We start from the raw sequence: 12,397 nt of genomic DNA on the forward strand, positions 1-12,397 counted from the left end.
AGGAGGGCACATCGTGAGCATCATCGAGAACCACCGTCGGTCGCTTCCCATCGCGGAGCACGCTCGAGGCAAACGCCTGGCGGTGACCTGCCAGTTCAAGTGCGCGAACGCCTGCACCGATCCCGAGTGCAACACCTCGGCCAACCAGACCTTCCAGCAGATCGCTCACGGCGCGCTGTCGCGCCGGGCGCTGCTCGGCCTCGGCGCCGCCGGAGCGGTTGCCATCGCGCTGAGCGGGGCGGGCGGAGCGGCGCCGGTGTCCGGGGCCGCGGCATCCGGGACGGCAGGAGCGGGGGCCGCCTTCGGCCGCCCCGGCCGCGCGGGGCTCCCGTTCGAGCCGATCGCGCCGGTGCCCGCGAGTGTCGATGCCTTCACCGTGCCCGCGGGCTACACGTGGGAGCCGATCATCCGCTGGGGCGACCCGCTCTTCCGCGACGCTCCGGTCTTCGCCATGGGCGCCCAGACGCCCGAGGCCCAGGCGCTCCAGTTCGGCTACAACTGCGACTACCTCGACATCCTCGCCGACCCGAGCGGAAAGACCGGCGTGCTGGTCACCAACCACGAGTACGTCAACCCGAACATCATGTTCGCGCCGACCTCGGACCCTGCGGAGCTCCGCCGCCGCGGTGACATCTACAAGGCCGCGCAGGGCATGTCGGTCGTCGACATCACGCGCCAGCGCACGGGAGCCCCGTGGGCCTACGTCGTCGGCGGCCGTCGCAACCGCCGTCTCACGGTGGAGACCGTGTTCGAGCTCACCGGTCCCGCCGCCGGGAGCGACCTGGTGAAGACCGCCGCCGACCCCGAGGGCCGGTGGGTCCACGGCACGCTCGGCAACTGCGCGGGAGGCACGACGCCGTGGGGCACGATCCTCTCCGGTGAGGAGAACTTCAACGGCTACTTCGCCTGGGCCGCCGACACCCCCGAGCAGAAGCGGTACCAGTCCACGCCGTCCACTTCGACCTCGACCGGCTGGGAGACGTACGACCCGCGCTTCAACGCCCACGACCCGGGCTTCGTCAACGAGCCGAACCGCTTCGGGTACATCGTCGAGATCGACCCGCAGGATCCCACCTCGACGCCGCGCAAGCACACCGCGATGGGACGCTTCAAGCACGAGGGCGCGAACGTCATCGTGGCCGAGGACGGCCGGGTGGTCGCGTACATGGGCGACGACGAGCGCAACGACTACCTGTACAAGTTCGTGTCGAAGAACAAGATCTCCGGGTCGCGGAAGAAGAACCTGACGCTGCTGTCCGAGGGCGACCTGTTCGTCGCCAAGTTCTCCGGGAACTCGCCGGTGAGCGAGATCCTCGGCACCGGGGCGCTCCCGGCCGATGCGCTGTTCGACGGCACCGGCACCTGGATCCCGCTCACGAAGAAGGGGAAGAGCGTCGTCCCGGGCTTCACCACCGAGCAGGTGCTGGTCTACACCCGGCTCGCGGCGGATGCCGTCGGCGCCACCAAGATGGATCGCCCCGAGGACGTCGAGCCGAACCCGAAGACGGGCAAGGTCTACCTCGCGCTGACCAACAACTCGGCGCGCTCCGCGGCCGCGATCGACGAGGCGAACCCCATCACCGGCAACCGCTACGGCCACGTCATCGAGATGACCGAGACGGCGGGGCAGTCCGGCACGTCCTTCGGCTGGAGCATCCTGCTGCTGTGCGGCGACCCCGCGGTGTTCGCGAACTCGTACTTCGCGGGCTTCCCGAAGGACCTCGTGTCGCCCATCTCCTGCCCCGACAACGTCGCATTCGACTCCGAGGGCAACCTCTGGATCTCGACCGACGGCGCGCCGAGCACGATCGGCTACAACGACGGGCTCTTCCTCGTGCCGCTGACCGGTCCGGAGCGCGGCCACGTGCAGCAATTCCTGTCCGTCGCGCGCGAAGCCGAGACCTGCGGCCCGGTCATCCACGACCGGGAGGGCCTCGTGTTCGTCGCGGTGCAGCATCCCGGCGAGGGCGGCACGGTTGCGGCGCCCACGTCGCTGTTCCCCGACTTCGGCTCGTCCGCGACAGGCGACGTGCCGAACGCCCCGCGACCCTCGGTGGTCCAGGTCTACCGGACCTGAATGCCGCGCGTCAGCAGGTGACGCGCCCGTGGCGCATGTTGTCGTCCGGGGTGTCCTTGGTGACGAGCGCCTTGAGCATGCCGGCCGCCATGACGACCTTGCTGTGGCGGGGCTCCCAGAACTCGCACTCGACGGGGGTGACCCGCAGCAGCGCGATGCCCGGGGTGTCGAGACCGTCCTCGAACCAGATCTCGAGATCGGACGAGTAGAGCTCTTTCATCTTGCCGTGGTCGTGCACGACCGTCGCACGTCCGGCGACCGACACGTAGCGGTGGCCCTTGGGGTCGATGTAGGCCAGGCCGACGTCGTGCTCCGGGTCGGCCTCGGCCTCGGCGACCTTCTTGGTCTGGTCGAGGGTGAAGAACCAGATATCGCCGGCGTCGTCCATCTGGCGGGTGCTCATGGGGCGGCTCACGAGGTTGCCTGCGGGGTCCTTCGTGGTGAGCATCGTGAAGTCGATGTCCTCCACGAGCTCCTTCACGCGCGCGATCGCCTCGGGCCCCGTGAGCTCGGTCTCCTGCTTCTGTGGCTCTGTCATGCCTCGACGCTCCTCCGCGGGGCGCGCGTGCGACAGGGGATTGACAGCGCGGATGTCGCCGCCCGCGCCCTCACATCCGCGCGTAGCGCGCGCGGGCCACGGTGAACACGCCGTACGCGATGAACCCCGCGCCGACGACGGCGGCCAGGAGGGGCCCGAGCGCGACCCGGAGCATGGCGTTCACGGCACCGTCGATGCCCCCGGCGGCCTGGGCATCCGTCGCGATCGCGGAGACGAGGAGGAGGACGCCGATGATCACGAGGGCGATGCCCTTCGCGATGAACCCGACGACCCCCATCACAGAAAGGCCGCGGCCGGCCGGGCCTTCGGGGATGTCCATGCGGGCGTGGAAGCTGCGTCGGAACCCCATGACGATGAAGGAGATCCCGCCGATGCCGATCCCCAGGCCGATCAGCGCGAGCAGGATCGAACCGCCCACCACCTGGAGCAGGCCCCCGCTCGCGGCCTCCGCCGCATCTTCCGCATCCGGTCGCGCGCCCAGGGCGACCGCCGCCGCGACGAGGCCCAGCGCGAGGAAGATCGCGGCCTGCCCCCATTCGGCCGTTCGCCGGCCCCACTTCTTCGCGGCGCCCTTCACGTCCCCCGTCCGATCGCGCGCGAGGATGCCCTCCGCGACGTGCCAGAGTCCGAGAGCCCACAGGGCCACGGCGATCAGCCACAGCAGGACGAAGCCGAGCGGTGCACCGGCGACGGCCTTGAGGGCGCCGGCCTGATCGCTCTCGCCGCTGCCCCCGAACGCGACGATCAGCACGATGACGCCCACCAGGATGTGGACGAGCCCGTTCGCGACGTAGCCGGCGCGCGCGAGCGTCTCGAAAGCGGTGCTGGCCTCGGCCTCGCGGGCGGCAGACTTCGCACGGGGGGCCGACATGGCGTCCAGCCTAGAACGGGCCTCTCACCGGAAAGGCGGGGTTGCGCGATGGGCGCGCGATATGCACGCGCTCGCGGTCGGGGTCCTCCCAGCAATGCCGGGTGCGGCATCCGGTAACGTAAGAGGGTTCCGGCGGCAGGTGCGTCGGTGAGAGCTGAATATGGAGGCCAGAGTGGACATCGATCTCGGATTGCTGCGGACCGTCGAGCGTGAGAAGGAGATCCCCTTCGAAGAGCTCGTGAGGATCATCGAGCAGGCGATCCTGACGGCCTATGCCAAGCACACCTCGCCCACCGGCGAACTCCCCGAGGGCGCACGCGCGGTGCTCGACCGCAAGACCGGTCACGTCGCCGTCTTCGTCCCCCTCCTGGATGAGGAGGACGTGGTCATCGGCGAAGAGGAGAGCACGCCCGAGGACTTCGGCCGCATCGCAGCCTTCGCCGCCAAGCAGGTCATCAGCCAGCGCCTCCGCGACATCGCGGACGACGCCGTGCTCGGCGAGTTCCGCGGCAAGGAGGGCGACATCGTCGCCGGCGTCGTGCAACAGGGTCCGAACCCGCGCATGGTCCACGTCGACCTCGGCTCGGTCGAGGCGATCCTGCCTCCCGAGGAGCAGGTCGCCGGTGAGGAGTACACCCACGGCTCGCGTCTCCGCGTGTACGTCACGTCGGTGTCGCGAGGTACCAAGGGCCCGCAGATCACCGTGTCGCGCACCCACCCCGGGCTCGTCCGCAAGCTGTTCGCCCTCGAGGTGCCCGAGATCGCGTCGGGACTCGTCGAGATCGTCTCCCTCGCACGCGAGGCCGGTCACCGCAGCAAGGTCGCCGTGAAGGCGAACGACCCGACCATCAACGCCAAGGGCGCGTGCATCGGCGAGCTCGGCCGGCGCGTGCGGGCCGTCACCGAAGAGCTCGGCGGCGAGAAGATCGACATCGTCGACTACAACCCCGAGCTGGCAAAGTTCGTCGCGAACGCGCTGTCGCCCGCGAAGGTGACCTCCAGCTTCATCCTGGATGCCTCGAGCAAGGCGGTGCGGGCGCTCGTGCCCGACTACCAGCTCTCGCTGGCGATCGGCAAGGAGGGCCAGAACGCCCGTCTGGCCGCGAAGCTCACCGGCGCCAAGATCGACATCCAGCCCGACAGCATCCTCGAGGAAGGCTGACGGACGGCGCCCAGGCGCCGAGGTGTAACATGGAACCTGTACGAACGTGCGTCGGATGCCGCACGCGTGCTCCCCGGTCCGCCCTTCTCAGGGTGGTCTCCATCGAATCCTCGCTCGTCCCCGACGAGCGAGCGGTGATGCCGGGACGAGGCGCGTGGGTGCATGAGACGTCCGAATGCGTGGATGCCGCCATCCGGCGACGCGCCTTCGTGCGGGCATTGCGTGTGTCGGGCCCGCTTGACACGCAGACCATCGAGAAACGGCTGAATGGCTATGGAAACAAAGTGAACGGCTCGAAATGAGACCCGTCCGCGACTAACGGTCTGCCCTGCCTGGGTGGACCCCCAGACAGGAGAATTGTGGCAAACGCCAAACCACGCGTGCACGAGATCGCGTCCGAACTCGGCGTCGACAGCAAGGTCGCCCTTGCGAAGCTCAAGGAGTTCGGCGAGTTCGTGAAGAGCCCGTCGTCCACCATCGAGCCGCCCGTGGCTCGCAAGCTCCGTGCTGCCCTCGAGGCAGACGGATCCGCGAAGCCCGCCGGCGATGCGAAGGCGGCCGCTCCGGCGCGCCCCGCCGGCCGACCCGGCCCCGCTCGACCCTCGGCGCCTGCCCCGGCAGCGCCCGCTCCGGCGGCCCCCGCCGCCCCCGCGGCCAAGGCTCCGGGACCGGCCCCCGCGCCGGCTCCGGCCCCTGCCCCCGCCCCGGCTCCGGCAGCCCCCGCGGCTCCGGCCGAGGTTGCCGCTCCGGCCGCAGCAGAGGCTCCCGCGGCCCCGGCTGAGGCCCCCGCGTCCGATGCAGGCGCCACGCCCGGCGCCCCGACTCCCGGCGCTCCGCGCCCCGGTGGCAGCACCGGCGGCGGCGCCCCGCGCCCGGGCAACAACCCCTTCGCGTCCGCGCAGGGCATGGGCCAGCGTCCCGCCGGCCCGCGCCCGGGGAACAACCCCTTCGCGTCCGCGCAGGGCATGGGCCAGCGCCCGAGCCCCGGCAACATCCCGCGTCCGCAGGCTCCGCGCCCCGGCGCCCCTCGCCCCGGCGCTCCGCGTCCCGGTGGCGCAGGTCGCCCCGGTGGCGGCGGTCGTCCCGGCGCCCCGTTCCAGCAGCGTCCCGGCGGCCCCGGTCGTCCCGGCGGTGCCGGTGGCGGCTTCCAGCGTCCCGGCGGCGCAGCCGGCGGACCCCCCGCTGGCGGCTTCGCCGGTCGCCCCGGTGGCGGCGGCGGTCGTGGTCGCGGTCCCGGCGGTGGCACCGCAGGTGCCTTCGGCAAGGGCGGCGGCAAATCGAAGCAGCGCAAGTCGCGTCGTGCAAAGCGGCAGGAATTCGAGATGCGGTCGGCGCCGGTCGTCGGCGGCGTCAACGTCTCGCGCGGCAACGGCGAGATCATCCGCATGCGCCGCGGCGCGTCGATCGCCGACTTCGCCGACAAGATCGAGGCCATCACGGGCTACACCGTGCAGCCCGGCACGCTCGTGACGATCCTCTTCAACCTGGGCGAGATGGCCACGGCCACCGAGTCCCTGGACGAGGCGACGTTCGAGGTGCTCGGCGCCGAGCTTGGCTACAAGATCCAGATGGTCTCGCCCGAGGACGAGGACAAGGAGCTCCTCGAGGGCTTCGGTCTCGACCTCGACGCCGAGCTCGAGGCGGAGAACGAGGAAGACCTCGAGATCCGTCCCCCGGTCGTCACCGTCATGGGCCACGTCGACCACGGTAAGACCCGACTGCTGGACGCCATCCGCCAGACCAACGTGGTCGCGGGCGAGGCCGGCGGCATCACGCAGCACATCGGTGCGTACCAGGTCTGGACCGAGCACGACGGCGTCGAGCGCGCGATCACCTTCATCGACACCCCGGGTCACGAGGCGTTCACCGCCATGCGTGCTCGTGGTGCGCAGGTGACCGACCTCGCGATCCTCGTGGTCGCGGCCGACGACGGCATCATGCCGCAGACGGTCGAGGCGCTCAACCACGCCCAGGCCGCCGGCGTCCCGATCGTGGTCGCGGTGAACAAGATCGACAAGCCCGACGCCAACCCGGCCAAGGTGCGCCAGCAGCTCACCGAGTACGGTCTGGTCGCCGAGGAGTACGGCGGCGACGTGCTGTTCGTGGATGTCTCGGCCCGCGCGGGCACGAACATCCAGGAGCTGCTCGACGCAGTCCTGCTGACGGCGGATGCCGGGCTCGACCTCACGGCGAACCCGAACAAGGCCGCACGCGGTGTCGCGATCGAGGCGAAGCTCGACAAGGGTCGCGGATCGGTGGCCACCGTGCTCATCCAGTCCGGAACGCTCCGCGTCGGCGACGCGATCGTGGCGGGCACCGCCTACGGCCGCGTGCGCGCCATGGCCGACGAGAACGGCGACCCGGTCCTCGAGGCCTGGCCGTCGCGCCCCGTGCAGGTGCAGGGCCTGAACTCCGTGCCCCGCGCCGGCGACACCTTCATCGTCACCGAAGAGGACCGCCTGGCTCGCCAGATCGCCGAGAAGCGTGAAGCGGCCGAGCGCAACGCGCAGCTGGCCAAGGCCCGCAAGCGCATCTCGCTCGAGGACTTCACCCGTGCACTCGAAGAGGGCAAGGTCGAGTCGCTCAACCTCATCATCAAGGGTGACGTCTCCGGTGCCGTCGAGGCGCTGGAGGAGTCGCTCCTCAAGATCGAGGTCGATGACTCGGTGCAGCTGCGGATCATCCACCGCGGCGTCGGCGCCATCACGGAGTCCGACGTGAACCTCGCGACGATCGACAACGCGATCATCATCGGGTTCAACGTCCGCCCCGACACCAAGGCACGCGAGCGTGCGTCGCGCGAAGGCGTCGACACCCGCTTCTACTCGGTCATCTACAACGCGATCGACGACGTCGAGCAGTCGCTCAAGGGCCTGCTCAAGCCCGAGTACGAAGAGATCCAGTCCGGTGTCGCCGAGATCCGCGAGGTGTTCCGCTCCTCCAAGTTCGGCAACATCGCGGGTGTCATCGTCCGCAGCGGCACGATCACGCGCAACGCCAAGGCGCGCGTCATCCGCGACGGTGTGGTGCTCGCCGATGGCCTCGCCATCGAGTCGCTCCGCCGGTTCAAGGACGACGTCACCGAGGTCCGCACGGACTTCGAGGCCGGTATCGGACTCGGCAAGTACAACGACATCCAGATCGGCGACGAGATCGAGACCACCGAGATGGTGGAGAAGCCTCGCGGCTGATCGCACATTCGGTGAGGGGCGTCGAGAGGCGCCCCTCACCTGTCGAAAGGAACGGACATGGCCGGCGAACGTCAGGCACGTCTTGGTGACCGCATCCGAGTGATCCTCGCGGAGCGGCTCGACAAGGGTCTGCGCGACCCGCGACTCGGATTCGTCACGATCACCGACGTGCGCGTCACGGGTGATCTGCAGCACGCGTCCGTGTTCTACACGGTGCTCGGCACCGCGGAGGAGCGCGCGGCCTCGGCCGAGGCGCTCAAGTCGGCGACGGGCATGCTGCGCTCCGAGGTGGGCAAGCACCTCAACACGCGGCTCACCCCGTCGCTCGAGTTCATCCCTGACGCGATTCCCGAGAACGCGGACCACATCGCGGACCTGCTCCGCGAGGCGCGCGAGCGCGACCAGGCCGTCGCGGGTATCGCGGTCGGTGCGACGTACGCCGGCGAGGCCGACCCGTACGTCAAGCCGCGCGAGTACGAGGACGATGAGGCGGAAGAGGCGGACGCCGTCGAGGTCGAGGCCGAAGCCGACGAGGCCTGAGTCTCACGCGGGCAGCCGCAGCATCCCCTCGGATGCCTCGGCCAGGCCGTCGGCGATGAGGGAGTCGATCGCTCGGTCGCGCTGGTGTGCGTCCGGCCAGTCCGGGACGACCTCGACCAGCGGCACGGCGTGGGCTCCGGCATCCCGCAGCACCTTCAGCACCGCGCCGCGCGCCTGCCGATCGCTTCCCTCGTACCGCGCCTGACGGCGTCTGCCGTCGCCGGTGTCGGGGTAGCCGGCGGCGCGCCACGCGCAGCGGTCGGCGATCGGGCACGCGTCGCAGCGCGGGATGCGTGCCAGGCACACGGTCGCCCCGAGCTCCATCGCCGCGGCGTTGAGCACCGTCGAGGCGCCGACGTCGTCCGGCAGGATCGCGGTCATGGCCTCGAGATCGCGTCGTGACGGGGCCGCGGGCTGCGAGCGTCCGTCGACCGCGCGCGCGAGCACGCGACGCGTGTTGGTGTCCACGACCGGGTGCCGGTCGCCGTACGCGAACACCGCGACCGCCCGGGCCGTGTAATCCCCGATGCCGCTCAGTGCCAGGAGCGCGTCGACGTCCCGGGGGACGACGCCGTCGTGCCGGTCGCGGATCTCGACGGCCGCGCGATGCAGCCACAGCGCACGGCGCGGGTAGCCGAGGTTGGCCCACTGGCGCACCGCCTCTGCCGGGGCATCCGCCGCCAGCGACGCCGGAGCGGGCCAGCGCTCGAGCCAGGCCTCCAGGTGGGGGATCACCCGGTTCACCGGCGTCTGCTGCAGCATGAACTCGCTCACCAGCGTGCCCCAGGCGCCGAATCCGGGGCGGCGCCAGGGCAGGTCCCGGGCGTTCTCGCGGTACCACGCGATCAGCGGCGCAGCGAGCTCGGGCATGCGGATCAGCCTAGGCTTCCCGGGCGACGGAGAGCGGCGCGGTCGCCGTAGGCTGGCTTCATGCGCCTGCCCATCACCCCCACCACGACAGTGTGGCGGGAGCTTCGCGACGAGGTGCGTCGCCGGTATGCCGGGGGGCGCGTGATCGTGGCCGTCGACGGCATCGACGGCGCGGGCAAGTCCACATTCGCGGACGGCCTCGCCGAGGTCTTCGCGGAGACGGGGTCGGCAGTGTTCCGCGCCGGCATCGACGGCTTCCACCGCCCGCGCGCCGAGCGGTACGTGCGCGGCCGTCGCAGCCCCGAGGGCTACTACCTCGACTCGTATGACTACGCGACGTTCCGCCGCGTGCTCATCGACCCGTTCCGCGACGGCGCTCGGACCGCCGGCGCGACGGGCTTCCAGCTCGCGGCGTTCGACGTCGTGCGCGACGCGCCGGTCGAGTCGCAGTGGGTGACCGCGCCGCTGGACGCCGTGCTCGTCGTCGACGGGATCTTCCTGCATCGCCGCGAACTGCGCGATCTCTGGGACTGGTCGGTGTGGCTCGACGTGCCCGAGACGGTGGCATGCGCCCGCATGGCGCTCCGGGACGGCAGCGACCCCGATCCCGCCGCGCCGGCCAACGCGCGCTACCGGCAGGGTCAGGCGCTCTACCTGCGCGAGGCGGAGCCCGCTGTCGCGGCATCGGCCGTGGTCGACAACGCCGATCTCGCCCACCCTCGCCGCGTCCACGGAGTCGTGCGCTGATGGCGGCACCCGGAGTCCTGCTCGTCGACAAGCCCGGCGGCATGACGTCGCACGACGTCGTCGCCCGGGCCCGCCGTGCTCTCGGGACCCGCAAGATCGGCCACGCCGGCACGCTCGACCCCATGGCGACAGGCCTGCTCGTGCTCGGCGTCGAGGGCGCCACGCGGCTGCTGACCTTCATCGTCGGCCTCGACAAGACCTATCTGGCCACCATCCGTCTCGGCGTCTCGACCGACACCGACGACGCCGACGGCACCCCGACGGGGGGAGCGGATGCCTCGTCCCTCACCGCCTCGGAGATCCTCGACGCCATCGTTCCCCTGACCGGTCTGATCTCGCAGGTGCCCAGCACGTACTCGGCGATCAAGGTCGACGGCCGCCGTGCCTACGACCTGGCGCGGGCGGGGGAGCAGGTCGAGCTGAAGGCCCGAGAGGTCACCGTCTCGCGCTTCCACGTGGCCGAGGAGCGGCGAGACGCCGGGACGATCGACCTCGACGTGGTCGTCGACTGCTCGAGCGGGACGTACATCCGTTCGCTGGCCCGCGATCTCGGCAGGACGCTCGGGGTGGGAGGCCATCTGACCGCGCTGCGCCGCACGCGCATCGGCCCGTTCGACGTCTCCCACGCGCACGCTGCCGATGAGCTCGCCGAGGCGCCGCTCCTGACACCGGCCGAGGCGGCGACCACCGTGCTCGGCCGCCTCGACGTCACCCTGGACGAGGCGCGCGACCTCCGCCACGGCAAGCGACTCGCGGGAGCCGCGACCCGGCTCCCCACGAATCCCACCGCCGCGGTGGACCCGGACGGCGCCCTCGTGGGGATCGTGGGCAAGCGCGGCGACGACGTCAAGAGCATCATGAACATGCCCCCGGAGGCCGCACCATGATCCTGTGGTTCACGATCGTCCAGGTGGCCGTGGCCGTCGTCGCCGGACTCGTCTGCATCATCGCGGGGCTCGCGGGACGGAGGCCCAGCGACCTCACCGTCGGTGCGCTCGCCCTCATCGAGCTGCTGCTCGTAGTGCAGATCGTCATCGCGATCGTCGCCCCGCTGGTGGGCAACTCGCCCACCGGGAGCGCGCTGGAGTTCTGGGTGTATCTCGTCTCCGCGGCGATCCTCCCGGTCGCCGGTGTCGGCTGGGCGCTCGTCGAACGCAGTCGCTGGAGCACCGTGATCATGGGCATCGCCGCGCTCGCGGTCGCCGTCATGGTGTGGCGCATGCACGCCATCTGGACCGTGCAGATCGCCTGAGCGCGGCGGCGCCTGTCGCTCCGGGGTCAGCGCCTCACGAGATAGGCGGAGTGCACCCAGCCCGTCTTGCCGGCATAGGTGACCTGGCGCCAGACGCCGCTCGACGCCTTGATCACACCGACGTTGGCGCCCTTCGGGATGATGAGGATGCGTGCCGCCGTCGTCGAGGGGCTCACCCGCAGGTTGAGCGGGGCGGTCGTCGCATACGTCGGCGGCGGGACGACGGTCGGTGCCGGGACGGCCGGCTTGACGGGCGAGACGTAGCTCGACGACACCCAGCCGGACTGGGTGCCGACCTTCACCGGGATGAATCCCGCCGTGATCTGGCCGGGCACGTGGACCATGGCCGTCGCCTTCGGCAGAAGTCGGATCGCCGTGTAGGAGGTGCTCGGGCCGGTCCGGAGGTTGAGACCCGCCGTCGCGTAGTAGGTGCAGGTGGCGGGCGTGACACGCGCGTTGACGGCTGTGGCCGCGGCGTACAGGTCGACCCCGCGGGCCTTGAGGAAGACCGCCGGGTCCTGCGCGGCAGAGCCCTTCCAGATCTCGAGGTGCAGGTGGTTGCCCGAGGATCCGCCGCTCGTGCCGACTTCGCTGATGCGCTGCCCGGCGGTGACGGTCTGCCCGACTTTGACGCGCGTGGTCGAGGACCAGATGTGCAGGTACTTCGACGTGTGCTCGACCCCGCCGATGCTGTGCCGGACCGCGATGTAGCCGGCGCGGGAGGCCGTGCCGTCCACGGTCGCCGTGACCAGGCCCGCGGCGATCGCGTAGATGGGCGATCCTGCCTTCGCGGCGAGGTCGACGCCGAGGTGGTACGTGCTGGCTCCGGGAAGGGGGATGCAGCGGGGGCCGAAGAAGGACGACACCGTGTAGGTCTTCGCCACCAGCGGTTTGGCGAAGGTGGTGGCCGCGGGCAGAGCGGCCGGAGCCGTGGTCGCGAGGGCCGCCGAGGCGGCGGGAGCGAGTCCGCCGAGCGTCAGGGCGGTGACGGTGAGGGCGGTGAGGAGGAATGCACGGATCGATCGCATGGCGAGGTTCTCAGTCGGTGGGCGGATGGTGGAGCGGTCGGGTCCCGTGCTGTGAATGCTGTCCCTGTCCGGGGCCTCTGTCAACCGCTGTGGCCGAAGG

12 protein-coding genes are annotated in these 12,397 nt (G+C 70.9%); 8 read left to right on the plus strand and 4 right to left on the minus strand.

Annotated elements, in window-relative coordinates; genetic code table 11:
• Nucleotides 1-13 precede the first annotated feature (13 nt).
• The gene (locus SOM19_RS06655) at nt 14-2,077 is read left to right on the plus strand and encodes a PhoX family protein (RefSeq protein WP_320485757.1); all 2,064 of its coding nucleotides are present in this window, start codon (nt 14-16) and stop codon (nt 2,075-2,077) included.
• Nucleotides 2,078-2,087: 10 nt separating this feature from the next.
• Here SOM19_RS06655 and SOM19_RS06660 read toward each other — a convergent pair whose 3' ends face one another.
• The gene (locus SOM19_RS06660) at nt 2,088-2,615 is read right to left on the minus strand and encodes a pyridoxamine 5'-phosphate oxidase family protein (protein ID WP_320485758.1); all 528 of its coding nucleotides are present in this window, start codon (nt 2,613-2,615) and stop codon (nt 2,088-2,090) included.
• A 70-nt stretch (nt 2,616-2,685) separates the two neighbouring features.
• Nucleotides 2,686-3,507 carry a DUF1206 domain-containing protein gene (locus tag SOM19_RS06665; protein WP_320485759.1) on the minus strand — a complete coding sequence of 274 codons (822 nt, stop codon included), beginning with the start codon at nt 3,505-3,507 and terminating at the stop codon, nt 2,686-2,688.
• A 172-nt stretch (nt 3,508-3,679) separates the two neighbouring features.
• On the opposite strand from SOM19_RS06665, the gene nusA reads away from it, so the two are divergent.
• The 4 genes from nusA (at nt 3,680) to rbfA (ending at nt 8,400) form a co-directional block, all read left to right on the plus strand.
• Complete coding sequence (gene nusA / locus SOM19_RS06670; protein ID WP_320485760.1) at nt 3,680-4,669, plus strand: transcription termination factor NusA; 990 nt, start codon at nt 3,680-3,682, stop codon at nt 4,667-4,669.
• A 29-nt stretch (nt 4,670-4,698) separates the two neighbouring features.
• Complete coding sequence (locus tag SOM19_RS06675) at nt 4,699-4,971, plus strand: YlxR family protein (RefSeq protein WP_320485761.1); 273 nt, start codon at nt 4,699-4,701, stop codon at nt 4,969-4,971.
• Between the two features lie 78 nt (nt 4,972-5,049).
• Complete coding sequence (gene infB, locus SOM19_RS06680; protein WP_320486682.1) at nt 5,050-7,860, plus strand: translation initiation factor IF-2; 2,811 nt, start codon at nt 5,050-5,052, stop codon at nt 7,858-7,860.
• Between the two features lie 57 nt (nt 7,861-7,917).
• Nucleotides 7,918-8,400: a 30S ribosome-binding factor RbfA gene (rbfA, locus tag SOM19_RS06685; protein ID WP_320485762.1), complete on the plus strand. Its 483-nt coding sequence runs from the start codon at nt 7,918-7,920 to the stop codon at nt 8,398-8,400.
• Between the two features lie 3 nt (nt 8,401-8,403).
• Here rbfA and SOM19_RS06690 read toward each other — a convergent pair whose 3' ends face one another.
• Nucleotides 8,404-9,270, minus strand: a complete 867-nt coding sequence (locus tag SOM19_RS06690; RefSeq protein WP_320485763.1) for an HhH-GPD family protein — start codon at nt 9,268-9,270, stop codon at nt 8,404-8,406.
• Nucleotides 9,271-9,330: 60 nt separating this feature from the next.
• Between SOM19_RS06690 and SOM19_RS06695 the strand changes: the two genes are divergently transcribed.
• Genes SOM19_RS06695 through SOM19_RS06705 form a run of 3 tightly spaced genes read left to right on the plus strand, consistent with a single transcriptional unit; the run spans nt 9,331 to nt 11,269 of the window.
• Nucleotides 9,331-10,017, plus strand: coding sequence for a nucleoside/nucleotide kinase family protein (locus SOM19_RS06695; RefSeq protein WP_320485764.1), 687 nt, complete (start codon nt 9,331-9,333; stop codon nt 10,015-10,017).
• Nucleotides 10,017-10,904: a tRNA pseudouridine(55) synthase TruB gene (truB, locus tag SOM19_RS06700; protein ID WP_320485765.1), complete on the plus strand. Its 888-nt coding sequence runs from the start codon at nt 10,017-10,019 to the stop codon at nt 10,902-10,904. Before SOM19_RS06695 ends, truB begins: the two co-directional genes overlap by 1 nt.
• Nucleotides 10,901-11,269 carry a hypothetical protein gene (locus tag SOM19_RS06705; protein ID WP_320485766.1) on the plus strand — a complete coding sequence of 123 codons (369 nt, stop codon included), beginning with the start codon at nt 10,901-10,903 and terminating at the stop codon, nt 11,267-11,269. The genes truB and SOM19_RS06705 overlap by 4 nt, the downstream gene beginning before the upstream one ends.
• Nucleotides 11,270-11,295: 26 nt before the next feature.
• On the opposite strand, the gene SOM19_RS06710 is transcribed toward SOM19_RS06705, so the two are convergent.
• Entirely contained in the window at nt 11,296-12,297 is a 1,002-nt protein-coding gene (locus SOM19_RS06710; RefSeq protein WP_320485767.1) for a M23 family metallopeptidase, read from the minus strand.
• Nucleotides 12,298-12,397: the final 100 nt, after the last annotated feature.

Origin of the sequence: Microbacterium sp. CFBP9034 (assembly GCF_034045255.1) — a bacterium.
Lineage (GTDB): Bacteria > Actinomycetota > Actinomycetes > Actinomycetales > Microbacteriaceae > Microbacterium.